Raw genomic sequence first — 24,269 nt, 5'->3', positions numbered from 1 at the left:
GGGCCGCCGCCAGCGCGTCGGCCCAGCCGGCCAGCAGGGCGGGCACCCGCGCGGCCAGCTGGTGCGCGGCCGCGGTCGGCGCCATCCCGGTGCGCGACCGCTCGAACAGCCGAACCTCCAGCTGCTCCTCCAGCAGCCGGATCCGCTTGGTCAGCGTCGGCTGGGCGACGCCGAGCCGGGACGCTGCGGCGGTCAGCTGTCCCTCATCGAACACCGCCGCGAACGCCCGCAGCAGCCGGGTGTCGATGTCCATGCCCACAGGGTATGGATCACGGAATTGGACCGGGAGGCCGGGGCTGCGGCAGAGTCGGCCGCTCACGGGGGGAGCGGTACCGGCAGTGCAGGGGACTGCCGGTGCCGTCGCCGTGCCGCTCCCCGCACGGACCGGCGATCCGCCGTAGCGTAGGTGCCCACCGTGCGGACGAAGGGCACACCTGTGGGGAAGACCGATCGGCTCGCGAAGAAGCCGTACGAACGCGAGCTGCTGCGTCTCCAGCACGAGCTGGTCCGCCTGCAGGAATGGGTCCGCAGCGAGGGCGTCCGGCTGGTCGTCGTCTTCGAGGGCCGGGACGCCGCCGGCAAGGGCGGCGCGATCAGGCGCGTCACCGAGTACCTCAATCCGCGCATCGCCCGGATCGCCGCCCTGCCGGCCCCGACCGAGCGCCAGCGCGGCCAGTGGTACTTCCAGCGCTACGTCGAACAGCTGCCGACCGCCGGCGAGATCGTCCTGTTCGACCGCAGCTGGTACAACCGGGCCGGCGTCGAGCACGTCATGGGCTTCTGCACCGACGAGGAGTACCGGCTCTTCCTGCACCAGGCCCCGCTCTTCGAACAGATGCTGGTCGAGGCCGGCATCCTGCTGCGCAAGTACTGGTTCTCGGTGAGCGACACCGAGCAGGAGAAGCGGTTCCGGAACCGCCTCTCGGACCCGATGCGCCGCTGGAAGCTTTCCCCGATGGACATCGAGTCCATCACCCGCTGGGAGGAGTACTCGCGGGCCAAGGACGTGATGTTCGCCCACACCGACATCCCCGAGTCGCCCTGGTACGTGGTGGAGAGCGACGACAAGCGGCGGTCGAGGGTCAACATGATCGCCCACCTGCTCTCCACCGTCCCGTACCTGGCGGTCGAGCCGCCCGAGGTCGTGCTGCCGCCGCGCCCGGCCGCCACCGGCTACCGCCGGCCGCCGCGCGACCTGCAGACCTTCGTCCCGGACCACGCGGCGAAGCTGGCGGACTGACTCAGGTCGCCGAGCCGGCCGCCGCACCCGTCCCGCGGTCCGGGCCCCAGCGCTCCAGCGCGGCCTGCAGGTCGAGCGGGCCCGGCCGGGCGCCCGAGTCCGCGGCCGGCCAGTCCTCGCGCGGGACGCGCCACATCACCTCGAACTCGTTGCCGTCCGGGTCCTTGGCGTAGAAGGACTTGGAGACCAGGTGGTCGGTCGAGCCGACCAGCGCCTTCAGCTCGGCCAGTCTCGACCCGATCTCCGCCAGCTCGCCCAGCGTGCCGACCTCCCAGGCCAGGTGGTAGAGGCCGACCCGGCCCTGCTCCGGACCGGGCGCGTCCGCGCCGATCGCGAACAGCCCGAGGTCGTGGTCGTTCAGCGTGCCCGGAGCCGACAGGAACGCCGCCCGGCCGGGGATCAGGTGATCCACCGAGAACCCGAAGACGTCGGTGTAGAAGGCGACCGCACGGTCGACCTCGCGGATCCACAGCACGGCGTGGTTCAGACGGCGGACGGGCATGGCGCACTCCTTCGGCGACGGGGGGAGCCCCCAGCGTACGCCCTCAGGTTCAAATTCGAACTACCCGGCCGGGCCGTCGGTCCGCTCGCATACCCTTGCGCCCGTGGACGAACCGGACCTCTTCACCGCAGCCGCCGAGGAACGCCAGGCCAAGGAGCCCGGCCGGGCCCCGCTCGCCGTGCGGATGCGCCCGCGCACACTGGACGAGGTCGCCGGCCAGCGCCGCCTGCTCAAGGACGGCTCCCCACTGCGCCGCCTGGTCGCCGGCTCCCGCGGCCCCGCCGCCACCAGCTCGGTCATCCTCTGGGGCCCGCCCGGCACCGGAAAGACCACCCTCGCCCACGTGATCAGCCAGGCCGTCGAGGGCCGCTTCGTCGAACTCTCCGCCATCACCGCCGGCGTCAAGGAGGTCCGCGCGGTCATCGACGGCGCCCGCCGCGCCGTCGGCATGAGCGGCCGCGAGACCGTCCTCTTCCTCGACGAGATCCACCGCTTCTCCAAGGCCCAGCAGGACTCCCTGCTGCCCGCCGTCGAGAACCGCTGGGTCACCCTGATCGCCGCCACCACCGAGAACCCCTACTTCTCGGTGATCTCCCCGCTGCTCTCCCGCTCCCTGCTGCTCACCCTGGAGGCGCTCACCGACGACGACGTGCGCACCCTGCTGCGCCGCGCGGTCGCCGACGAGCGCGGGCTGGAGGGCGCCGTCGAACTCACCCGGGAGGCCGAGGACCACCTCGTGCGGCTCGCCGGCGGCGACGCCCGCCGGGCGCTCACCACCCTGGAGGCCGCCGCCGGGGCCGCCCTGGAGCAGGGCTCGGCGGAGATCACCCTGGCCGCCACCGAGACCGCCGTCGACCAGGCCGCCGTCCGCTACGACAAGGACGGCGACCAGCACTACGACGTGGCCAGCGCCCTCATCAAGTCGATCCGCGGCAGTGACGTGGACGCCACCCTGCACTACCTGGCCCGGATGATCGAGGCGGGGGAGGACCCCCGGTTCATCGCCCGGCGGCTGATGATCTCCGCCAGCGAGGACGTGGGCCTGGCCGACCCGACGGCGCTCGCCACCGCCGTGGCCGCGGCCCAGGCGGTCGCCATGATCGGCTTCCCGGAGGCCAGGATCATCCTCGCCGAGGCGGCCATCGCGCTGGCGCTCGCGCCCAAGTCCAACGCCGCCTACCTGGCCATCGACGCCGCCCTCGCCGACGTCCGGCAGGGCCTGGCCGGGCCCGTCCCGCCGCACCTGCGGGACGCCCACTACGGCGGCGCCGGCAAGCTCGGCCACGGCAAGGGCTACCAGTACCCGCACGACCTCCCCGAGGGCATCGCCCCCCAGCAGTACGCGCCGGACGCGGTGCACGGCCGGGAGTACTACCGGCCCACCCGGCGCGGCGGCGAGGCCCGCTACGCCGACACCGTCGAGTGGACCAGGTCCCGGCTCAAGGGCGAATGATCCCGGGCGCGTCGTGCCGGGGCCCGGAGGCCCGTGGTGGTCCGGGGCGGTGATCCGGGCCGCAGGCCGGGCGGTATACTCGACCGGAGTGCCATGTCCCGGGCACGGCGGCGGGTGAGAACCGGCCGACCGTCCGCACCAGCGGGGCACCGGCCACGAGGCCCCTCCTCCGGGAGGGCCTCCAGGAGCGTCGCGCACCGGTTCCGGTGTCGCGGGCAGCCCACCACCCCCGCGGTCGGTGGGCCACTCGTGTGCAAGCACGCACGTGCCCGGCTCGGAGAGCGGCTGACCACCCCGGTGGTTTTTCTCCGGGTCGCGAGAAGCGGCCTCCGTCAACACCTGGTGAAGCCGTATTCGCACACCGAAAGAGGTATTGGTTCCATGGCGAACCAGAAGCGCCCCAAGGTCAAGATCGCTCGTGCCCTGGGCGTCCCGCTGACCCCGAAGTCCGTCAAGTACTTCGAGGCCCGCCCCTACCCGCCCGGCCAGCACGGCCGCGGCCGCAAGCAGAACTCTGACTACAAGGTCCGTCTGACCGAGAAGCAGCGTCTGCGCGCGCAGTACGACCTGAGCGAGAAGCAGATGGCCCGCGCCTTCGAGTCGGCCAAGAAGGTCGAGGGCAAGACCGGTGAGGCGCTCGTCGCCCTGCTGGAGACCCGCCTCGACGCCCTGGTCCTGCGTTCGGGCATCGCCCGCACCATCTACCAGGCCCGCCAGATGGTCGTGCACGGTCACATCGAGGTCAACGGCAGCAAGGTCAACAAGCCGTCGTTCCAGATGAAGCCGGGCTACGTCGTCACGGTGAAGGACAAGTCCAAGGAGAAGGTCCCCTTCCAGGTGGCTCGCGAGGGCGGCAACGCCGGCGAGGGCCAGACCCCGAAGTACCTCGAGGTCAACCTGAAGGCCCTGGCCTTCCGCCTGGACCGCGCGCCGCAGCGCCGCGAGGTCCCGGTCGTCTGCGACGAGCAGCTGGTCGTCGAGTACTACTCGCGCTGACCCGCGAGCGGTACCACGGCAGCACCGAGCCCCCGCAGCCCCACGGCTGCGGGGGCTCACCCCTGTCCGGGCCCAGAAGCCCCGGGACGACTCCACAGTCACGGGTACCGTAGGAGGCGCCCTGCGCGCCCCTGAACCGTGCGGAGGACCAGGGGTGAGCCGGATCCGTCCGCGGCGCCACCCCCGGGGCTGCGCAGTTCTCCCCCAGCCTTCGGCCGGGAGGTGCCCCCACGCGCCCCTGAATCGACCTCCCGAGTGCCCGTTGACGACAAGTCCTAGTGCGCAGGCACCGGTGAGGGTTCGACCGGGCACGGGCCGGGCGGGCGGCCGTCCGCGTCGAACGGCAGCCCCGGCGGGAACTCGCCGCCGCCCAGCGCCCGCCGCACCGCCGCATCCAGGTCCAGCGCCGCACCCCGCGCGAACGCCTCCTCGAACTCCTCCTCGGTCAGCCCCGACCTGGCCCGCTCCTCGCCCTCCCGGTGCGGACCGTTGAAGCTCCGCGAACCGAAGAACGGCGTCCCCACGCCCTGCCACATCCGGTGCGCCGCCCCCTGCAGCACCCGCGCCTCCACCAGGTCCGCCTCCGGACCCTCGGTCTCCAGCACGGCCAGCAGCTCCACCGCCAGCACGATGCCCAGCAGGTCCCGGAAGCGGTGGTTGAGCCGCACGCACTCGCGCGCGTACGCCCGGGCCCGCCGCAGCTCGCCGGTCGTCCAGCTGGCGTGCGCGTAGGCGTACAGGCCGTAGGCGTAGGCCCACTGCTCGCCGTGCTCCTCGCAGATCTCCCGGACCCGCTCGATCCACGCGGTGCCCTCCTCGGCGTCGCCCTGGAACAGCCGCGCCAGCCCCAGCTCGAACATCGCCATCAGGACGTTGCTGTTCAGCTCGCCCAGCGCGTTGTAGTGCCAGAGCGCCTCCTCGAACAGCTCGGCCGCCCGCACCGGATCGTCCGCGATGAGCGCCGCGCAGCCCTGCCGGTGCACCGCGTACGCCAGCGCCCGGTCGTCCCCGGTCTCCAGCGCCTGCCGCCGGCACTCCTCCAGCGCGGGCGCGGCCCGCGCCAGGTCGCCCTGCAGCGTCGCCATGTAGCCGGTCACCCAGAGCGCCTTCGCCCGGGCCCCGGTCGGTTCCGGCGCCAGGGCCAGCGCCCGGTCCAGCCAGTGCCGCCCCTCGCCCAGGTGGCCGGAGCCGACCCAGTAGAACCACAGCGTCCCGGCCAGCACCAGCGCCTGCTGCTCCTCGCCCGGCTCGGCCAGGCAGAACTCCAGCGCGGCCCGCAGGTTGGGGTGCGCCAGGCGGGTCCGCTCGGCCGTCTCGGCCTGCCGCGGCCCGAACCACTCCACCTCGCCCCAGGTCGCGACGCCCAGGTACCAGTCCCGGTGCCGGCGCAGCAGCCGCTGTTCCTCGCCGGCCGCGGCCAGCCACTGCGCGCCGTACTCGCGCAGCGTGTCGAGCATCCGGAAGCGCACCGCGTCGCCGCCGTCCAGCCGCAGCAGGACGGACTTGTCCACCAGGTCGCCGAGCAGCTCCGGCAGGACGTCCGGGTCGATGCCCTCGCCCGTGCAGACGTACTCCGCCGCCTCCAGGTCGAAGCCGCCGGCGAACACCGACAGCCGGGCCCAGAGCAAACGTTCCTGCGCGGTGCACAGTTCGTGGCTCCAGCCGATCGTGGTGCGCAGCGTCTGGTGCCGCGGCGGGGCCGTGCGGGCACCACCGGTCAGCAGCCGGAACCGGTCGTCCAGCCGGATCGCGATCTGTTCCACCGAGAGCGAGCGCAGCCGGCCCGCGGCCAGCTCCACGGCCAGCGGGATGCCGTCCAGCCGGCGGCAGAGCAGCGCCACGTCGTCGGCGTTCTCCGCGGTCAGCGCGAAACCGGGCACCACCGCCGCCGCGCGGTCCGCGAACAGCCGCACCGAGTCCGGTCGCCGGCCGTCCCGGGCCTCCACCGGCAGCGGCGCCAGCGGCAGCAGGTGCTCGCCGTCCACCCGCAGCGACTGCCGGCTGGTGGCCAGCACCCGCAGGCCCGGCGCGGCGCGCAGCAGGACGTCGGCGAGCTCGGCACAGGCGTCGACCAGGTGCTCGCAGCCGTCCAGCACCAGCAGCATCCGGCGGTCGGCCAGCTGTTCCACCAGCACGTCGAGCGGCGGGCGCGCGGTGGAGTCGGTGAGCTCCAGGGCCTCCATCACCGCGTGGCCGAGCAGCAGGGCGTCCTGCACCGGGCCGATCTCGGCGAGCCGGACGCCGTCCCGCAGGTCCTGGCCGGCCGCGCCCGCCGCCCGCAGCGCCAGCCGGGTCTTGCCCACCCCGCCCGGGCCGGTCACCGTGACCAGCCGTGAGGTGTCCAGCAGCCGTGCCAGGGCGGTGAGTTCGGAACGGCGGCCGACGAAGCTGGTGAGGTCGGCGGGAAGCCGGCCGCGCGCCGACCGCCGCCGCCCGTCCGCCGCGGGTTCGCTCGACACCGATGCCCCCATGTCGTCGGTGGGATGGATGGACGGGCCGGCCGCCGGCCGCCCGTCCCGATCAACGAGGTGAACGCCGGGTGGGTCACGCCCGCCCCCGCCGCCCCGCCGGGCCTCCCGACGCGGCCCCGCCGCCCTTATCCGGTCGGGAAACCGCCCGTGGTCACGATAGGGTTCCCTTCGGAGGAAGCTGCAAGGCGAGGGAGCGCACAAGGTGTCCGTGGGAGAACTGGCCGGCCTGTTGGTGGCCGTGTTCTGGGCGGTCCTCGTGACGTTGCTCGCCGTGGTGCTCGTCCGGCTCTCCAAGGTGCTCAAGGAGGCCACCGCGCTGGTCTCCGCCGTCACCGAACAGGCCGTGCCGCTGCTGGTCGACGCGGGCACCGCCGTCCGCAGCGCCAACGAGCAGCTGGAGCGGGTGGACGAGATCACCGCCAACGTGCAGGACGCCGCCGCCAACGCCAACGCCCTCTCCTCCACCGTCGCCGCCACCATCGGCGGCCCGCTGGTCAAGGTCGCCGCGTTCAGCTACGGCGTCCGCAAGGCCGTCGCCCGCCAGCAGGGCACCGCGGCCCTCCCCGAGCAGGCCGACCGCGACGCGCTCGCCCGGCTGGTCCGGGCCGAGGTCCGCGCGGCCACCGCGCCGCGCCGCGGCGGGCTGCTGGCCCGCGTCCGGCGAGCGGTGAGGGGCTGACACGGTGGTTCGACGCATCTTCTGGATGGCGGTCGGCGCCGGCGCCGCCGTCTGGGCCATGGGCAAGGCCAACGAGGCCGTGCACCGGCTCACCCCGGACAGCATCTCCGGCACCGCCGCCCGCGGCGCCCTCCGGCTCGGCGACGCCGCCAAGCGCTTCGCCCGGGACGTCCAGACCGGGATGACCGAGCGCGAGCAGGAGCTCCGCGCCGACCTCGGCCTCGACGGCACCGCCGTGGTCGAGCCGCCGCGCCGCCGCCGCGCGCTGCGCCCCGAGCCCGGCCACCGAGCTATCTCGGCGGCCCCGGGCTCCCCGGCCGCCGCCCTGCCCCCGAAGCGCAGCACCACCACCAAGAGCATTGCCGAGCCCCGCCAGCGCCGAGCGCTGCCGGGCAGCAACCCAACCGGAAGGACCACTGATGGAGTCGGCTGAGATCCGCCGCCGCTGGCTGCGCTTCTTCGAGGAGCGCGGCCACACCGTCGTACCGTCGGCGTCGCTCGTCGCCGACGACCCCACCCTGCTGCTGGTCAACGCCGGCATGGTGCCCTTCAAGCCGTACTTCCTCGGCGAGGTCAAGCCGCAGTACTCCCGGGCCACCTCCGTCCAGAAGTGCGTGCGCACGCTGGACATCGAGGAGGTCGGCAAGACCACCCGGCACGGCTCGTTCTTCCAGATGTGCGGCAACTTCTCCTTCGGCGACTACTTCAAGGAAGGGGCCATCAAGTTCGCGTGGGAGCTGCTCACCACGCCCGTCGCGGACGGCGGCTACGGCCTGGAGAAGGAGAAGCTCTGGATCACCGTCTACAAGGACGACGACGAGGCCGAGCAGATCTGGCGCGACGTCATCGGCGTCCCGTCCGAGCGCATCCAGCGCCTCGGCATGAAGGACAACTTCTGGTCGATGGGCGTCCCCGGCCCGTGCGGCCCGTGTTCGGAGATCAACTACGACCGCGGCCCCGCGTACGGCGAGGAGGGCGGCCCGGCCGTCAACGGCGAGCGCTACCTGGAGATCTGGAACCTGGTCTTCATGCAGTACGAGCGCGGCCACGGCGACGGCAAGGACGGCTTCGAGATCCTCGGCGACCTGCCGAGCAAGAACATCGACACCGGCCTCGGCCTGGAGCGCCTCGCCGCCATCCTGCAGGACGTCGACAACCTCTTCGAGATCGACACCAGCCGGATGATCCTCGACCGCGCCGCCGAGCTCACCGGCCACGCCTACGGCCGCGACCACAAGTCGGACGTCTCGCTGCGCGTGGTCACCGACCACTTCCGCACCGCGATCATGCTGATCGGCGACGGCGTCACCCCCGGCAACGAGGGCCGCGGCTACGTGCTGCGCCGCATCCTGCGCCGCGCCATCCGCAACATGCGCCTGCTGGGCGCCACCGAGCCGGTGGCCAAGGAGCTCACCGACATCACCATCAAGGCGATGGCCCCGCAGTACCCGGAGCTGGAGACCGACCGCAAGCGCATCGAGACGGTCGTCACCTCCGAGGAGTCCAGCTTCCTGCAGACCCTGAAGGCCGGCACCAGCCTGCTGGACGCCGCGGTCACCGAGACCAAGCAGTCCGGCGGTGCGGTGCTCTCCGGTGACCAGGCGTTCAAGCTGCACGACACCTACGGCTTCCCGATCGACCTCACCCTGGAGATGGCCGAGGAGCAGGGCCTCCAGGTGGACGAGGCCGGCTTCCGCCGTCTGATGCAGGAGCAGCGGGACCGCGCGAAGGCGGACGCCAAGGCCAAGAAGATGGGCCACGCCGACGTCGCCGCGTACCGCGAGGTCGCCGACAGGTCCGGCGCCTCCGTCTTCACCGGCTACACCGCCACCGAGGGCGAGGCCACTGTCGTCGGCCTGCTGGTGAACGGCGTCCCGGCGCCGGCCGCCACCGAGGGCGACGAGGTCGAGATCATCCTCGACCGCACCCCGTTCTACGCCGAGGGCGGCGGCCAGCTCGCCGACCACGGCCGGATCCGCCTGGACTCCGGTGCGGTCGTCGAGATCCGCGATGTCCAGCAGCCGGTGCCCGGCGTGACGGTGCACTCCGGCGGCGTGCTGTTCGGCGAGGTGGTGCTCGGTGCCTCCGCGTACGCCACCATCGACGTGGACCGCCGCCGCGCGGTCTCCCGCGCCCACTCGGCCACCCACCTCACCCACCAGGCGCTGCGCGACGCGCTCGGCCCGACGGCCGCCCAGGCCGGTTCCGAGAACGCGCCGGGTCGCTTCCGCTTCGACTTCGGCTCGCCGGCCGCCGTGCCCGGCTCGGTGCTGACCGACGTCGAGCAGAAGATCAACGAGGTGCTGGTCCGCGAACTCGACGTCACCGCCGAGGTCATGACGATGGACGAGGCCCGCAAGCAGGGCGCCATCGCCATGTTCGGCGAGAAGTACGGCGACTCGGTGCGCGTGGTCACCATCGGCGACTTCTCCAAGGAGCTGTGCGGTGGCACGCACGTCGGCAACACCGCCCAGCTGGGCCTGGTGAAGCTGCTCGGCGAGTCCTCGATCGGCTCCGGCGTGCGCCGCGTGGAGGCGCTGGTCGGCGTCGACGCGTACAAGTTCCTGGCGCGCGAGCACACCGTGGTCTCCCAGCTCACCGAGCTGGTCAAGGGCCGCCCGGAGGAGCTGCCGGAGAAGATCTCGGGCATGCTCGCCAAGCTGAAGGACGCCGAGAAGGAGATCGAGCGCTTCCGTGCGGAGAAGGTCCTCGCGGCCGCCGCCGGTCTCGCCGACTCCGCCGAGGACGTCCGCGGCGTGGCCCTGGTCTCGGCCCGGGTCGCCGACGGCGTGGGCGCGGACGAGCTGCGCAAGCTGGTGCTGGACGTCCGGGGCCGTCTGGGCTCGCGCCCGGCCGTGGTCGCCGCGTTCACCGTGGCGAACGACCGCCCGCTGACGGTGATCGCCACCAACGAGGACGCCCGCGCCCGCGGCGTGAAGGCCGGCGAGCTGGTCCGCACCGCGGCCAAGACGCTCGGCGGCGGCGGTGGCGGCAAGGACGACGTCGCCCAGGGCGGCGGCTCCAACCCGGCCGCGGTGGACGAGGCGATCGCCGCCGTCCGCGCCCTGGTCGCGGAGCGCGCCTCCTGATGACCGAGGAGCAGCCCGAGAAGGTCTTCCGGCGGGGCCGGCGGATCGCCGTCGACGTGGGTGACGCCCGGATCGGGGTCGCGTCCTGCGATCCCGACGGGCTGATCGCCACGCCGGTGGAGACCGTGCCCGCCGGGGGCCGCTCCCAGGCGCGGCTCAAGGAGATCGTCGAGGAGTACGACGCGATCGAGGTCGTGGTCGGCCTGCCCCGCTCGCTGAGCGGCAAGGAGGGGCCGGCCGCGGCGAAGGTCCGGGCGTACGCCGGGCGACTGGCGGCGCTGCTGGCGCCGGTCGGTGTCCGGCTGGTGGACGAGCGGATGACCACCGTCACCGCCGCCCAGGGCCTGCGGGCCTCGGGCCGGTCCTCGAAGAAGGGCCGTTCGGTGATCGACCAGGCGGCGGCCGTGGTGATCCTCCAGGCGGCACTGGAGGCCGAACGGGTGAGCGGCCGGGCGCCCGGCGAGAGTGTCGAGCCGACCGGCTGAGCAGTTCGTACTAACGTCCCACAAGGGGTCCGTGCGGAGGTGTCCGCACGGACCCCTTCGCCGTTGTCGCCGTTGTTGGGGCAGCCCGGTACCGCCGGTTGCCGACGGAGGGACCGCCGTGACCGACCCGTTCACCGCACCAGGCCTGGGGCCGGGCGTCACCCCCGGGCACCTGGGCGCTCCCGCCGAGGAGCCCGACGGGCGTCCGCCCGGGCAGCCGTACGCGGTGGAGCCGCCGGACCCGGAGAAGGTGCGCTCGGGGGCGGCCTGCTGCCTGAGCGTGCTGGCGCTGTTCGGGGTGGCCTGCGTGCTCGCGCTCGCGGCCTACCTGGTGTGGCCGAAGGCGGAGCCGCCGGCCGCGGACTTCGCGGGGGGCGGCAGCGGGTCGGTGGAGGTCTCCGTGCCGCAGGGCGCCAGCCTCACCACGATCGGCCGGGCGCTGGTGAAGAGCGGCGTGGTGGCCAGCACCAAGGCGTTCACCGACGCGGCCGCCCGCCATCCGGCCGGCAACACCATCCAGCCCGGCACCTACACGCTGAAGCTGAAGATGTCGGTGGCCTCGGCGCTCGGGGTGCTGCTCGACCCGGCGAACGCCAACGCCCTCACCATCCCGGAGGGTCGCCGGGCCGAGCAGGTGTACTCCGCGATCGACGAGCGACTGCACCTCGCGCCCGGCACCACCAAGGGCATCGCCCGGCAGCACGCCGGCGACCTCGGTCTGCCGGAGGCGGCCAAGGACAACCCCGAGGGCTACCTCTACCCGTCGACGTACGCGGTGACCGGTGACACCACCCCGCTCGCACTGCTGCAGCAGATGGTCTCCGAGAGCGGCAAGGCGATGGAGTCCGGCGGTGTGGACGACGCCGCCACCGCATTCGCACAGACCCCGTACGGGATCCTCACCGTGGCCAGTCTGGTCGAGGGCGAGGCCGACAACGCCGAGGACATGGCCAAGGTCGCCCGGGTGATCTACAACCGGCTGGCCAGGAACATGCCGCTGCAGCTGGACTCGTCGATCAACTACGCCCTCGGCCGCTCCTCCCTGACCACCACGGACACCGACACCAAGCTGGACTCCCCGTTCAACACGTACCTGCACCCCGGACTGCCGCCGACACCGATCTCCAATCCGGGCCGGGAGGCCCTGCGGGCCGCGGCCGACCCCGCCGAGGGCGACTGGCTGTACTTCGTCACCGTGCGTCCCGGCGACACCAGGTTCACCGACAGTTTCGAACAGCAGCAGAAGAACGTCGCGGAGTTCAACGCATATCAGGCGCAACAGAGTTCCCCGCCCCCGGAGGACGGTCACTGACGGTGTGCGTACAGCGAATCGCCAATGCTGCGGTACGGTAACGTCTCCCTCCGGATGATGCCGTAGCACGCCGGTTCGAGTCGGCGGTACGCATAAGGGGTTCGATGACTGACCTGGGCGGGGGCTACCGCCCCCAGGGAGAGCAGCCGTGGCACCCGGGCGATCCCGGCTACGGCATCCCGCAGCAGCCGCAGTCCGCCGACCAGACCGGCTCGTGGCAGGTGCAACCCGACGCGTTCGGGCAGCAGCAGTACGGCCAGCAGGGCTACCCGCAGCAGCAACAGCAGGGGTGGCAGCAGCAGCCCTCGTACGGGCAGCAGGGCTACCCGCAACAGGCGCAGCAGCAGGGCCAGGCGCCGCAGCAGCAGTACCAGCAGCAGGTCCCGCAACAGCAGGGCGGCTACGGACAGCAGCAGTACCCGCAGCAGTCCGCCCAGCAGACCGGCTCCTGGCAGATCCCGCCGGGGCTCCAGCAGCAGGGGCAGATGCCGCAGCAGCAGGGCTACCCCCAGCAGGGCCACCCGCAGCAGCAGATGCGCGGCGGAATGCCGCAGGCCCCGGCGCAGCCCGGCCGGATGCAGCCGGGCCAGATGCAGCCCGGGCAGATGCCGCCGCAGGCGCGGGCGCAGCAGGGCTTCCCGCAGCAGGCCGGGCAGCAGCCGGGCCGGCCGCCGCAGCAGCAGGGCGCGCCGGTGCGCCGCGCGGGGGCGGGTCCGTCGGGTCCCGGTCCGGACGGCATCGACTGGGAGGCCGAGGCTGCGGCGCTCGACGGCCCGGCCGAGACCGAGGTCGAGGAGTGGGAGGACGAGGACCTCGACGAGTACGCCGAGGAGGACGGCGCCGACGAGGGCTCGTTCTTCTCCGCGGAGGAGGACACCTCCCGCGAGGCCGAGCGCAAGCGCAAGGAGAACGGCAAGAAGGCGGGCCGCCGCAACCGCGGTGCCTGCCTGGTGGTCGCGCTGGTGCTGCTCGGCGGTATGGGCGGCGCCGGCTGGTGGGGCTACGGGTTCTACCAGGACCACTTCGGCCCGCCGCCGGACTACGCGGGCGCGGGCGCGGGCTCGGTGAACATCGAGATCCCGTCGGGTTCCAGCGGCACGGCCATCGGCTCGCTGCTGTTCAGGTCGGGTGTGGTGAAGAGCGTCGACGCCTTCGTCGCGGCCTTCAACAAGGACCCGAAGTCCGGCAGCATCCAGCCCGGCTTCTACACGATGGCCCGCCAGATGTCCGGCGCGTCGGCGGTCAAGCTGCTGGTGGACTCCGCCGGCGGCAACGCGCTGATCCTCCCGGAGGGCCTGAAGGCCGTCGACGTCTACCCGAGGATCGACGACAAGCTGCAGCTGCCCAAGGGCACCACGGCGAACGTGGCCAAGGAGCAGCTCAACAACCTCGGCCTGCCCGACTACGCGAAGGGCAACATCGAGGGCTTCCTCTTCCCGGACAAGTACCCGATCGCCAAGGGCATGAAGCCGGAGGACCTGCTCAAGCAGATGGTCGGCAACGCGGTGAAGCGCTACCAGGAGCTCAACCTCGACCAGGCGGCCCAGAAGCTCGGCCTCAAGAGCGGCTACGAGGTCCTCGTGGACGCGAGCATCCTGCAGGTCGAGGGCAACAAGAGCGAGGACTTCGGCAAGATGGCGCGGGCGATCAGCAACCGGCTGACCACCAACGTCACCCAGCACAAGCTCGGCCTGGACACCACGCTCCAGTACCAGCTGGGCCGCAAGGAGCTGACCGCCAAGGAGATCCACGACGGCTCGCTGAAGTACAACACGTACGTGAACCCGGGTCTGCCGCCGACGCCGATCTCCAACCCCGGCATGGAGGCGATCCGGGCCGTGCTCGACCCGACTCCGGGCGACTGGGTCTTCTGGCTCGCGATCTCCCCGCAGGAGACCAAGTTCGCCGCCACCGGCGAGGAGCACGCGAAGAACACCGAGGACTGGTGCATCGCGAAGGGCATGAAGTACGACAAGGCGACGGTCACCTGCAAGTGAGCCGCGGGCGCGGCCGGTCGGTACGACCGGCCGCGCCGTCGTGTCAGTACTGCTGGCAGCCGCCGCCGGAGTGGCCGAGGAAGAGCATCGCGTTCCGGGTCTGCGGGCCGTAGACGCCGTCCGGGTAGACGCCGGCGCGGCTCTGCACCCGGCGGAGCGCGGCCTTGGTGGCGGGGCCGAAGACGCCGTCGGCGGCGACGTCCTCGCCGTAGCAGTAGTGCATCGCGCTCTGCAGCACGTCGACGGCCTCGCCCTGGTTGCCCACCCCCAGGACACAGTCGACCGAGCCGCTCGAGGTGCCGGGGACGAAGACCCCCATGTCGGCCACGGCGCGGGTGCAGGACGGCAGCGAGGCGGCCCCGGCCGGCGCGGTGCCGAGCCAGAGTCCGGACAGGGCCAGCGCGGTGGCGGCGGCGGTGCGTACGATGCGGGACATCCGGTGCTCCCTACGGTAGGTCGAACACATGTTCAGCCGTATCGTGCGCGCACGATCCGCCGGGCGGCCGCCCGTTCCGGTGGAGGTGGCCGAAAAGCCGGGGACACCTGTCCTGATCCACCGCCCCCGAGGGGACTGACGTGACGACACAGCTGCGGGCCGCCGTACTCGGCTCACCGATCGCCCATTCGCTGTCGCCGGCGCTGCACCGCGCCGGGTACGCGGCGCTCGGGATGGCGGAACGCCGGTACGACCGGTTCGAGGTGGACGAGGCCGGGCTGCCGGAGTTCATCGAAAGGATCGATCCCGCCGAGTGGGCCGGCCTGTCGCTCACCATGCCGCTCAAGCGGGCGATCATCCCGCTGCTGGACGAGGTCGGTCCGACCGCGCTCGCCGTCGACGCGGTGAACACCGTGGTCTTCGGCCCGGACGGCCGGCGCAGCGGCGACAACACGGACGTGCCGGGCCTGGTCAACGCGCTGCGCGAGCGCGGTGTGGAGCGGGTCGAATCGGCCGCCGTCCTGGGTGCCGGCGCCACCGCCTCCTCGGCGCTGGCCGCGCTGGCCGAGGTGTGCACCGGCGAGGTCGCCGTCCACGTCCGCAGTGCCGAGCGGGCGGCCCAGATGCGGGAGCTCGGCGACCGCCTCGGCCTGCGCATCCGCACCGCGGCCTGGGAGGACGGCGCCGAGGCGCTCGCGCACCCGCTGACGATCTCCACCACGCCGGCCGGCGCCACCGACGGCTTCGCCGAGGCGCTGCCGGCCGAGCCCGGGGTGCTCTTCGACGTGCTGTACCACCCGTGGCCGACCCGGCTGGCGGCGGCCTGCGCCGAGCGCGGCGGCACGGTGCTCGGCGGGCTGGACCTGCTGGCGCACCAGGCCGTGCTCCAGTTCGAGGCGTTCACCGGGGTGAAGCCGGGCCCGCTCGCGGCGATGCGCGCCGCCGGCGAGGCGGCGCTCGCGGCGAGCTGAACAAGCTACCCGGGGCACGGCGCGGCAAACCTGTGAGTGTCCATCCGGGTGTCCGCCACGCGGACCACGCGCCGGTCCCGCGCCGCGGCATGAAAGGATCGGAGCAGAGTGCGGGCCCGGTGGCCTCCTGCCCGAGAACGGGCCCGCCGGACGAAAGCCCCGGTCGGTCCGTGCCGCGCGGGCCGGGCCGCTGACGAAGGAGCTCCGTTGGGTAGGTTGCGCTGGCTGACGGCGGGGGAGTCGCACGGCCCCGCACTGGTCGCGACGCTGGAGGGCCTGCCGGCCGGTGTGCCGGTCACCACCGCGATGGTGGCCGACGCCCTGGCCCGCCGCCGGCTCGGCTACGGCCGCGGGGCCCGGATGAAGTTCGAGCAGGACGAGGTCACCTTCCTCGGCGGCGTCCGGCACGGCCTGACGATGGGCAGCCCGGTCGCGGTCATGGTGGGCAACACCGAGTGGCCGAAGTGGGAGCAGGTCATGTCGGCCGACCCGGTCGACCCGGAGATCCTCGCCGGCCTCGCCCGCAACGAGCCGCTGACCCGCCCGCGCCCCGGCCACGCCGACCTCGCCGGTATGCAGAAGTACTCCATCGAGGAGGCCCGCCCGATCCTGGAGCGCGCCTCCGCCCGCGAGACCGCGGCCCGGGTCGCCATCGGCACCGTGGCCCGCTCGTACCTCAAGGAGACCTGCGGCATCGAGCTGGTCTCGCACGTCGTCGAGCTGGGCGCCGCCAGGGCACCGCTCGGCGTGTACCCGCTGCCTGCCGACGAACCCCGCCTCGACGAGGACCCGGTGCGCTGCCTGGACGCCGACGCCTCCGAGCGGATGGTCGCCGAGATCGACCAGGCCCACAAGGACGGCGACACCCTCGGCGGCGTCGTCGAGGTGCTGGCGTACGGCGTGCCGGTCGGCCTCGGCTCGCACGTGCACTGGGACCGCCGACTGGACGCCCGCCTCGCCGCCGCCCTGATGGGCATTCAGGCGATCAAGGGCGTCGAGGTCGGTGACGGCTTCGAGCTGGCCCGGGTACCCGGCTCCAAGGCGCACGACGAGATCGTCCCGACCGACACCGGCGTGCGACGCACCTCCGGCCGCTCCGGCGGCACCGAGGGCGGCCTGTCCACGGGCGAGCTGCTGCGGGTGCGGGCCGCGATGAAGCCGATCGCCACCGTGCCGCGGGCACTGCAGACCCTGGACGTGCGTACCGGCGAGGTCGCCAAGGCCCACCACCAGCGCTCGGACGTCTGCGCGGTGCCCGCCGCCGGCATCGTCGCCGAGGCGATGGTCGCCCTGGTGCTCGCCGACGCGGTGGCCGAGAAGTTCGGCGGCGACAATGTCGCGGAGACCCGCCGCAACGTGCAGTCCTACCTCGACCACCTGATCGTCCGATGAACGGGGGCGCACCGGTCGTCGTGCTGGTCGGCCCGCCCGGGGCCGGCAAGTCCACCGTCGGCCGGCTGCTCGCCGAGCGGCTCGGCGTGGGCTTCCGGGACACCGACGCCGACATCGAGGCGACGGCCGGCAAGCCGATCCCGGAGATCTTCATCGACGAGGGCGAACCGCACTTCCGCGAGCTGGAGGTGCGGGCCGTCCGCGCGGCCGCCGACGGCCACCCCGGGGTGCTCGCGCTCGGCGGCGGCGCGGTGATGGCCGACGCCACCCGCGCCCTGCTGGCCGGCCTGCCGGTGGTGTACTTGGAGGTCGCGCTCGGCGACGCGGTCAAGCGGGTCGGCCTGGACGCGCCGCGCCCGCTGCTCGCGGTCAACCCGCGGGCCCGCTGGCGCGAGCTGATGGAGGCCCGACGCCCCCTCTACCTGGAGGTGGCCAAGGCCGTCGTCGACACCGAGGGGCTCACCCCGGAGCAGGTCGCGGACGCCGTAATGGAAGCACTGGAGCTGAAGCAGGCATGACCGACACCGTCACCATCCACGTCGGCGGCAGCGCCGGCCACGACCCGTACGACGTGCTGGTCGGCCACCAGCTGCTCGGCGAGCTCGCCCCGCTGATCGGCGGCAAGGCCAAGCGGGTCGCGGTCATCCACCCGGAGGCGCTCTCCGCCACCGGCGAGGCGGTCCGCGAGGACCTCGCCGCCGAGGGCTACGAGGCGATCGCCCTCCAGGTGCCCAACGCCGAGGACGCCAAGAGCGCCGAGGTCGCCGCGTACTGCTGGTCGGTGCTCGGCCAGACCGGCTTCACCCGCAGCGACGTGATCGTCGGCCTCGGCGGCGGTGCCACCACCGACCTCGCGGGCTTCGTCGCCGCCACCTGGCTGCGCGGCGTGCGCTGGATCTCCATGCCCACCACCCTGCTCGGCATGGTCGACGCGGCCGTCGGCGGCAAGACCGGCATCAACATCGCCGAGGGCAAGAACATGGTCGGCGCCTTCCACCCGCCGGCCGGCGTGCTCGCCGACCTGGCGACCCTGGAGACGCTCTCCAAGCACGACTACGTCTCCGGCCTCGCCGAGGTGATCAAGGCAGGCTTCATCGCCGACCCGGTCATCCTCGACCTGGTCGAGGCCGACCCGGAGGCCGCCACCGGCCCGGCGGGGCCGCACACCCTGGAGCTGATCCGGCGGGCGATCCAGGTCAAGGCCGACGTGGTCTCCGGCGACCTCAAGGAGGCCGGCCGCCGCGAGATCCTCAACTACGGCCACACCCTCGGCCACGCCATCGAGCGCAACGAGCGCTACAAGTGGCGGCACGGCGCGGCGATCTCCATCGGCATGGTCTTCGCCGCCGAACTCGGGCGCCTCGCCGGTCGGCTGGACGACGAGACCGCCGACCGGCACCGCCGGGTGCTCGGCTCGGTCGGCCTGCCGCTCACCTACCGGGCGGACGCCTGGCCGCGGCTGCTCGACGCCATGAAGATCGACAAGAAGTCCCGCGGAGACCTGCTGCGCTTCGTCGTCCTGGACGGCCTGGCCAAGACCTCCATCCTGGAGGGGCCCGACCCGTCCCTGCTGGTCGCCGCCTACGCGGAGGTGTCAGGATGACCGCCAAGGTGCTCGTCCTCAACGGCCCCAACCTCGGCCGGCTCGGCAGCCGCGAACCCGACGTGTACGGTGCGACCTCGTACACCGGGCTCGTCGAGCGCTGTACCGCGCTGGGCGCCGAACTCGGCCTCGACGTCGAGGTCCGGGAGACCAACTCCGAGCTGCAGATGGTCGAGTGGCTGCACCAGGCCGCCGACGCGAAGACCCCGGTCGTGATCAACCCGGGCGCCTTCACGCACTACTCGTACGCGATGCGCGACGCCGCCGCCCAGCGGACGGCGCCGCTCATCGAGGTGCACATCTCCAACCCGTACGCCCGGGAGGCCTTCCGGCACAACTCGGTGATCGCCTCGATCGCCTCCGGCACCATCGCCGGCTTCGGCCTCGGCTCCTACGAGCTGGCGCTGCGCGCCCTCGCGGAGGAGCTCACCACCCGCTGACGTGCCCTCACACGGCCCGGTGGCGGACTGTGCCCGCCACCGGGCCGACGTGTAGTGTCCGGGTCGGGAGGTGACGATGTCGCAGTACACCGGGGGAGGACCGATGCCTCCGCGACCCGTCGCGCCGCCGTACCCGGCCCGGCCGGGGGCAGCACCGGCGGTGGGCCGGCCGCCGTACCCGCAGCAGCCCGCGGGGCAGCCGCAGCCCGGCGCAGTGATGCCTCCCGCGGCGCCTCCCGCGCCCCCTGCGCCCGCCATGACCGTGCCGCCCGGCGCCACCGGCCACTTCGTCCTGCCGGCCGGCGCGCCCGTCCAGCTGCCCGCGCACCCGCCCCAGCAGCCGCTGCCGACGGGCCCGATAGCCGTCCTGCTGATCGGCCCGGCCGGGGCCGGCAAGACCACCGTCGCCCGGCACTGGGCCGAGCGGCAGCCGATGCCGACCGCGCACATCAGCCTGGACGACGTCCGCGAGTGGGTGCAGTCCGGCTTCGCCAATCCGCAGTCCGGCTGGAACAACGCCTCCGAGGCCCAGTACCGGCTGGCCCGCCGGACCTGCGGCTTCGCCTGCCGCAACTACCTCGCCAACGGCATCTCCTGCATCATCGACGACGCCGTCTTCCCGGACCGCCCGGCGATCGGCCTCGGCGGCTGGAAGCGCCACATCGGGCCCGGCATGATCCCGGTCGTCCTGCTGCCCGGCCTCGACTCGGTGCTCGCCCGCAACGCCCGCCGCAGCGGCAACCGCCGGCTGAGCGACGAGGAGGTCGCCCGCATCCACGGCCGGATGGCCGGCTGGCGCACCTCCGGGCTCCCCATCATCGACAACTCCCAGCTCGACGTGGCCGCCACCGCCGCCGCCCTGGACCGCGCCATCATGTCCCGCCTCACCGGCCGCCCGTAGCGGGCCACCGCCGTGCCGCGGATCCGGCGCTCCTCGCGGGCACCCGGGTGACCGGACCGGCCGGCCGGGGTGTCACAGATGCCTGGGATGATGGAGGGACCGCAACGGACCAGACGAGGAGCTGACGCCCGTGCCCGAGGGCCACATCATCCACCGCCTCGCCCGCGAGAACCACCGGGTGTTCGCCGACCGGCCGGTGCGGGTCAGCAGCCCGCAGGGGCGGTTCGCCGAGGGCGCCGCGCGGCTGGACGGCCGTCCGCTGGACGAGGCCGAGGCCCACGGCAAGCACCTCTTCCTCGGCTTCGGCGAGGACTGGCTGCACATCCACCTCGGCCTGTACGGCGGCTTCACCTTCGGCAGCGGCGGCGCCCCGGCGCCGGTCGGCGAGGTCCGGCTGCGGATGGCGAACGACGAGGGCTGGGCCGATCTGCGCGGCCCCAACACCTGTGAGCTCCTCGACCCCGCCGCGAAGGACGCCGTCCACGCCCGGCTCGGCCCCGACCCGCTGCGCCCCGACGCCGACCCGGACGCCGCCTGGCGGCGGATGGCCCGCAGCTCCACGACCGTCGCCGCGCTGCTGATGGACCAGAAGGTGCTGGCCGGCGTCGGCAACGTGTACCGCGCCGAGGTGCTCTTCCGCCTCGGCATCAGCCCGCACCGGGCGGGCCGGGACGTCACCCGCACCGAGTGGGACGCGATATGGGCCGACCTCGTCGCCCTGATGCACCTGGGCGTCGGTGCAGGCCGGATCGACACCGTCCGCCAGGAGCACACGCCGGAGGCGATGGGCCGGCCGCCGCGGGTCGACGACCACGGCGGCGAGGTGTACGTCTACCGCCGCACCGACATGCCCTGCCTGGTCTGCGGGACACCGGTGCGCACCGAGTCGCTGGCCGCCCGCAACCTCTTCTGGTGCCCCGGCTGCCAGCAGCGCTGAGTGCCTCCTGCCCGGCCGGACGGCCGGCCGGGCAGGTCGGACGGTCCGTCAGCCCCGCGGCAGCACCATGGACTGCACCTCGGGCAGCTTGCGCCAGTCGCTGGAGACGATGCTGGCGTGGGCGGCCGCGAGCTGGGTGACCCGCGCCCGGGCCTGGTCGGCCGTGGGGTCGGTGGAGCTGATGGCGGGCGCCACGTTGTGGGCGTCGGTCATCACCAGCAGGTAGTGGCGGGCGTCGTACCAGCCGGTGTCGATGCCGCCGACGTATGCCGAGGCGTCGCCGTCGAAGACCACGAACCACGGCCGAATACTGGTCTCGCCGTAGGCGTTGCGCGGGTCGCCGGAGACGGCGCCGTGCACCACCGGGAAGACCTGGGCCTGGCCGGCCTTGCCGGCCGCCGCGAGATCGCGCAGGTAGCGGCTGTACTCGACGTCGGTGTGCAGGGTGTCGAAGGGGTTGCCCTCCTCGACGGTGCCGGGGATGACGTCCACCAGGACCCGGCCGGCCAGAGCGGCGCGGGTCGGCCAGTTGCCGGCCTTCGCGGCCTCGTCGAGGTTCGGGTAGCTGCCGCCGCCGGGCTTGGCGAGCAGGTCGGCCGGGCGGAAGACGGCGCTGCCCAGGTGGGCAGCTATCAGGCCGTCGAGCTGGGCCGGACCCATGCCGCGGTTGGCGGCGAACCCGCCCTTGAGCTCCAGCTTGACCACCAGCGGCCCGCTCGACGGGTGCGCGGCGAGCCAGATCCGCAGGTCGTCGAGGCAGTACTCGAGGTTCTTGTTGGTGCCGCCGCCGTAGAGCGTCGCCGGGTTGGTGGCGGCGGTGCAGTTGTTGGAGTTGCCGAGCGGGTTGGAGTGGCTGACCTTCCACTCCTTGGTGACGGTGTCTGTCCACACGTCGAGCTCGATCATGCCGGTGCCGGTGTCCAGGCTCCGCGCGAGGAAGGGGAAGGCAGCCGGGTCGTAGGTGTTGTGGATCCCGACGGCGGTGGCCGAACCGAACGGCAGCCCGCCGCCGGTGGCGGCGCCGGACTGGTGCGCGGGGAGCAGGGTGGCGGCCGCGGCCAGCAGCCCCACGGCGAACGTACGGCGAAGCTTCACGGGTGTCTCCTCGTCAGGAGCCTGGGGACGGCGGCCCGGACGGGCCGCCTCCGGAAGCATGGGCCACCGGAAGGGCTTCGAGGTGACATGACAAGAAAACTTGGCTGAAGCTGACCCTCCGCCGCACTGGCAAACTGTCAGAAGGTGCCTATTCCGTGCAGGGGCTCATCCCGTGCCGGCGGCTCGTTCGGCGCGCCCCAGCACCCCGTGCTCCAGGACCTCGGCGACCGCGGGGTCGGTCAGCCGGTAGCGCACCACCCGCCCGTCGCGCTCGCCCTCGACGACGCCCGCGGCGCGCAGCAGCCGCAGCGCCTGGGAGACCGCCGGGTCGCGCATCCCGGTGGCCAGCGCCAGGTCGGTGACGGCCAGCGGCCCGGTGGTGTGCAGGGCGAGCAGCAGGGCGAGCCGTCCGGGGTCGGCGAGCAGCCCGAAGCGCTCCGCCCACGACCTGACCCGGCCGGTGTCGCCGATCCCGGCGATCGCCTCGCAGACCCGGTGCCCGTCGATGGTGCGGTGGCCTGCGCGATCGGCGGGAAGGAGGTGCATGGCGGCATTCTCGCAGGCCGACCGGTCGTGATCTACGACACCTGCGCGGTTGTGCAGGCTTGCAGCTGTCGGTGCGTCACCCCTACGGTGGAGCAGCCGTGGTGCTCGGGAAGACCGGTGCAGGACCTCAGGGTCCGAGTCCGGAGCGGCCCTCGCCACTGTGAACGGGGAGTCAATCCGTACCCCTCGCGGGTCACTGGGCGCAGCGCGCGCCCGGGAAGGCCGGGTACGGGCACCGTCAGAACCTCCCCGTGAGCCAGGAGACCGGCCACGGCGCCTCACGACGTCATTCCACGAGGTGCTGGAGCGTGAACCGCAGATGACCCTGCCCGCAACCGGGACGGCCGCGCCGCCGTCGACCGCCCCCGGCCTGCCCGCGTTCCGCTGGCGCCGGGAGGACACCCTCCGCACGGCCGGCCTGCTGGCGGTCATCCTGGCGATGCACGTGGCGGCCTTCGGCACGCTCTTCCTGCTGGTCGTGCCGGAGAGGTACGAGGTCGGCACCCAGGTGTTCGGCGCCGGACTCGGCATCACCGCCTACACCCTGGGCATGCGGCACGCCTTCGACGCCGACCACATCGCGGTGATCGACAACACCACCCGCAAGCTCATGGCGGACGGCCGGCGGCCGGTCTCGGTGGGCTTCTGGTTCGCGCTCGGCCACTCGTCGATGGTGGTGCTGATGGCCGCCCTGGTGGCGGGCGGCGCCCAGTTGGCCGGGGTGCTGATGGACGACGGCTCGACCGCCCACCAGGTGCTCGGCACCATCGGTACCACCGCCTCCGGCGCCTTCCTCTACCTGATCGCCGCGCTGAACCTGGCCGCGCTGCTCGGCATCCTGCGGGTCTTCCGGGCGATGCGGGCCGGCACCTACGACGAGGCCGAGCTCGAACGGCAGCTCGACTCCCGCGGGCTGATGAACCGCATCCTCGGGCGGGCCACCCGCTCGATCTCCCGCCCGGGTCAGATGTTCCCGGTCGGCATGGTGCTCGGCCTGGGCTTCGACACCGCCACCGAGGTGACGCTGATGGTGATGGCCGGCTCGGGCGCCGCGGCCGGCCTGCCCTGGTACGCGATCGTCTGCCTGCCGCTGCTCTTCGCCGCCGGAATGAGCCTGTTCGACACCCTCGACGGCACGTTCATGAACTTCGCCTACCAGTGGGCGTTCTCCAACCCCGTCCGCAAGGTCTTCTACAACCTCGCCATCACCGGCCTGTCGATCGCGGTGGCCTTCGTCATCGGCACCATCGAGCTGGTCGCGGTGCTGCACGACAAGCTCGGCCTGAACGACCCGGTGAGCGGCTGGATCGCCGGACTCAGCCTGGACAACGTCGGCTTCGTCATCGTCGGCCTGTTCGTGGTGGTCTGGGCGGCGGCGATCGGCTACTGGCGGATCGCCCGGGTCGAGCAGCGCTGGTCGCCCGGTCGGGCGGGCTGAGGTGGCCCGCGGGCGGTCGCGCCGGCCGGGGGACGGGGCGTCAGCCCGCCGCCAGCAGCAGGGTGCCCGCCACCGCGAGACCCGCGCCGAGCAGCTGGACGCGCCGCAGCCGCTCCTTGAGCAGCCCCCGGGCCATCAGTGCGGTGACCACCGGATAGAGCGAGGCGAGCACCGCGGCCACGGCCACCGACCCGCGGTGCGAGGCGGCGGCGAAGGCGGCGTTCGCGGCGACGTCGGCCACCCCGACCACGGTCAGTGCGGGCAGGCCGCGCCGCAGCGCCCCCGG

Annotated in this window: 24 protein-coding genes and 1 riboswitch; of the genes, 17 read left to right on the top strand and 7 right to left on the bottom strand. The window is 73.2% G+C overall.

Translation table 11 applies throughout. The annotated features are described in order from the left end of the window. Positions 1-253 (bottom strand): LysR family transcriptional regulator (locus KSNIM_RS07470; protein ID WP_263102438.1); only part of this gene is annotated, 253 nt, incomplete at its 3' end. Between the two features lie 183 nt (positions 254-436). On the opposite strand from KSNIM_RS07470, the gene ppk2 reads away from it, so the two are divergent. Continuing rightward, positions 437-1,240 carry a polyphosphate kinase 2 gene (gene ppk2 / locus KSNIM_RS07465; protein ID WP_263102437.1) on the top strand — a complete coding sequence of 268 codons (804 nt, stop codon included), beginning with the start codon at positions 437-439 and terminating at the stop codon, positions 1,238-1,240. A 1-nt stretch (position 1,241) separates the two neighbouring features. On the opposite strand, the gene KSNIM_RS07460 is transcribed toward ppk2, so the two are convergent. Further along, on the bottom strand, positions 1,242-1,742 hold the full coding sequence (locus KSNIM_RS07460; protein WP_263102436.1) for a VOC family protein: 501 nt from the start codon (positions 1,740-1,742) through the stop codon (positions 1,242-1,244). 103 nt (positions 1,743-1,845) lie between these two features. On the opposite strand from KSNIM_RS07460, the gene KSNIM_RS07455 reads away from it, so the two are divergent. Beyond that, positions 1,846-3,195, top strand: a complete 1,350-nt coding sequence (locus tag KSNIM_RS07455; protein WP_263102435.1) for a replication-associated recombination protein A — start codon at positions 1,846-1,848, stop codon at positions 3,193-3,195. A gap of 381 nt (positions 3,196-3,576) precedes the next feature. After that, on the top strand, positions 3,577-4,191 hold the full coding sequence (gene rpsD, locus KSNIM_RS07450) for a 30S ribosomal protein S4 (RefSeq protein WP_263102434.1): 615 nt from the start codon (positions 3,577-3,579) through the stop codon (positions 4,189-4,191). Positions 4,192-4,466: 275 nt separating this feature from the next. Here the strand turns inward: rpsD and KSNIM_RS07445 are convergent, their stop codons facing one another. Next, positions 4,467-6,650: an ATP-binding protein gene (locus tag KSNIM_RS07445; protein WP_263102433.1), complete on the bottom strand. Its 2,184-nt coding sequence runs from the start codon at positions 6,648-6,650 to the stop codon at positions 4,467-4,469. 214 nt (positions 6,651-6,864) lie between these two features. On the opposite strand from KSNIM_RS07445, the gene KSNIM_RS07440 reads away from it, so the two are divergent. The 6 genes from KSNIM_RS07440 to mltG (KSNIM_RS07415) all read left to right on the top strand — a co-directional run bounded on the left by KSNIM_RS07440 (position 6,865) and on the right by mltG (KSNIM_RS07415) (position 14,224). Next, a complete protein-coding gene (locus KSNIM_RS07440; RefSeq protein ID WP_263102432.1) occupies positions 6,865-7,341 on the top strand; it encodes a DUF948 domain-containing protein in 477 nt (158 codons plus the stop codon). A 4-nt stretch (positions 7,342-7,345) separates the two neighbouring features. Beyond that, the gene (locus KSNIM_RS07435) at positions 7,346-7,774 is read left to right on the top strand and encodes a DUF6167 family protein (RefSeq protein WP_263102431.1); all 429 of its coding nucleotides are present in this window, start codon (positions 7,346-7,348) and stop codon (positions 7,772-7,774) included. Next, entirely contained in the window at positions 7,761-10,430 is a 2,670-nt protein-coding gene (gene alaS / locus KSNIM_RS07430; RefSeq protein WP_263102430.1) for an alanine--tRNA ligase, read from the top strand. Before KSNIM_RS07435 ends, alaS begins: the two co-directional genes overlap by 14 nt. Beyond that, positions 10,430-10,915, top strand: a complete 486-nt coding sequence (ruvX, locus tag KSNIM_RS07425) for a Holliday junction resolvase RuvX (protein ID WP_263102429.1) — start codon at positions 10,430-10,432, stop codon at positions 10,913-10,915. The genes alaS and ruvX overlap by 1 nt, the downstream gene beginning before the upstream one ends. 118 nt (positions 10,916-11,033) lie before the next feature. Further along, positions 11,034-12,227, top strand: coding sequence for an endolytic transglycosylase MltG (gene mltG / locus KSNIM_RS07420; protein ID WP_263102428.1), 1,194 nt, complete (start codon positions 11,034-11,036; stop codon positions 12,225-12,227). A 104-nt stretch (positions 12,228-12,331) separates the two neighbouring features. After that, complete coding sequence (gene mltG / locus KSNIM_RS07415; RefSeq protein WP_263102427.1) at positions 12,332-14,224, top strand: endolytic transglycosylase MltG; 1,893 nt, start codon at positions 12,332-12,334, stop codon at positions 14,222-14,224. A 43-nt stretch (positions 14,225-14,267) separates the two neighbouring features. Here mltG (KSNIM_RS07415) and KSNIM_RS07410 read toward each other — a convergent pair whose 3' ends face one another. After that, positions 14,268-14,660, bottom strand: coding sequence for a peptidoglycan-binding domain-containing protein (locus KSNIM_RS07410; RefSeq protein ID WP_263102426.1), 393 nt, complete (start codon positions 14,658-14,660; stop codon positions 14,268-14,270). Positions 14,661-14,800: 140 nt separating this feature from the next. On the opposite strand from KSNIM_RS07410, the gene KSNIM_RS07405 reads away from it, so the two are divergent. From KSNIM_RS07405 to KSNIM_RS07375, 7 genes are all read left to right on the top strand, one after another. Continuing rightward, positions 14,801-15,631, top strand: a complete 831-nt coding sequence (locus tag KSNIM_RS07405; RefSeq protein ID WP_263102425.1) for a shikimate dehydrogenase — start codon at positions 14,801-14,803, stop codon at positions 15,629-15,631. 207 nt (positions 15,632-15,838) lie between these two features. Beyond that, positions 15,839-17,023 carry a chorismate synthase gene (gene aroC, locus KSNIM_RS07400; protein ID WP_263102424.1) on the top strand — a complete coding sequence of 395 codons (1,185 nt, stop codon included), beginning with the start codon at positions 15,839-15,841 and terminating at the stop codon, positions 17,021-17,023. After that, positions 17,020-17,541, top strand: coding sequence for a shikimate kinase (locus KSNIM_RS07395; protein ID WP_263102423.1), 522 nt, complete (start codon positions 17,020-17,022; stop codon positions 17,539-17,541). Before aroC ends, KSNIM_RS07395 begins: the two co-directional genes overlap by 4 nt. Continuing rightward, positions 17,538-18,626, top strand: coding sequence for a 3-dehydroquinate synthase (gene aroB / locus KSNIM_RS07390; protein ID WP_263102422.1), 1,089 nt, complete (start codon positions 17,538-17,540; stop codon positions 18,624-18,626). Before KSNIM_RS07395 ends, aroB begins: the two co-directional genes overlap by 4 nt. Beyond that, positions 18,623-19,066 (top strand): type II 3-dehydroquinate dehydratase, encoded by a 444-nt coding sequence (gene aroQ, locus KSNIM_RS07385; protein ID WP_263102421.1) that lies wholly within the window; start codon positions 18,623-18,625, stop codon positions 19,064-19,066. The genes aroB and aroQ overlap by 4 nt, the downstream gene beginning before the upstream one ends. Before the next feature lie 76 nt (positions 19,067-19,142). Next, a complete protein-coding gene (locus KSNIM_RS07380) occupies positions 19,143-19,967 on the top strand; it encodes an ATP-binding protein (RefSeq protein WP_263102420.1) in 825 nt (274 codons plus the stop codon). Positions 19,968-20,097: 130 nt separating this feature from the next. Then, positions 20,098-20,904, top strand: coding sequence for an Fpg/Nei family DNA glycosylase (locus KSNIM_RS07375; protein WP_263102419.1), 807 nt, complete (start codon positions 20,098-20,100; stop codon positions 20,902-20,904). Positions 20,905-20,952: 48 nt separating this feature from the next. Here KSNIM_RS07375 and KSNIM_RS07370 read toward each other — a convergent pair whose 3' ends face one another. Both KSNIM_RS07370 and KSNIM_RS07365 read right to left on the bottom strand, forming a co-directional pair. Next, on the bottom strand, positions 20,953-21,999 hold the full coding sequence (locus tag KSNIM_RS07370) for a phosphatidylinositol-specific phospholipase C domain-containing protein (RefSeq protein WP_263102418.1): 1,047 nt from the start codon (positions 21,997-21,999) through the stop codon (positions 20,953-20,955). Between the two features lie 165 nt (positions 22,000-22,164). After that, the gene (locus tag KSNIM_RS07365) at positions 22,165-22,545 is read right to left on the bottom strand and encodes an ArsR/SmtB family transcription factor (protein ID WP_263102417.1); all 381 of its coding nucleotides are present in this window, start codon (positions 22,543-22,545) and stop codon (positions 22,165-22,167) included. An 82-nt stretch (positions 22,546-22,627) separates the two neighbouring features. Beyond that, positions 22,628-22,833, top strand: a riboswitch (cobalamin riboswitch). A 31-nt stretch (positions 22,834-22,864) separates the two neighbouring features. Here KSNIM_RS07365 and KSNIM_RS07360 point away from each other — a divergent pair. Continuing rightward, complete coding sequence (locus KSNIM_RS07360; protein ID WP_263102416.1) at positions 22,865-23,983, top strand: HoxN/HupN/NixA family nickel/cobalt transporter; 1,119 nt, start codon at positions 22,865-22,867, stop codon at positions 23,981-23,983. A gap of 40 nt (positions 23,984-24,023) precedes the next feature. Here KSNIM_RS07360 and KSNIM_RS07355 read toward each other — a convergent pair. Continuing rightward, positions 24,024-24,269: DMT family transporter (locus KSNIM_RS07355; RefSeq protein WP_263102415.1), on the bottom strand; the 246-nt coding region annotated here is incomplete at its 5' end.

The organism is Kitasatospora sp. DSM 101779, from assembly GCF_025655475.1.
GTDB lineage: Bacteria > Actinomycetota > Actinomycetes > Streptomycetales > Streptomycetaceae > Kitasatospora.
This window is presented reverse-complemented; position numbering and strand designations above follow the sequence as displayed.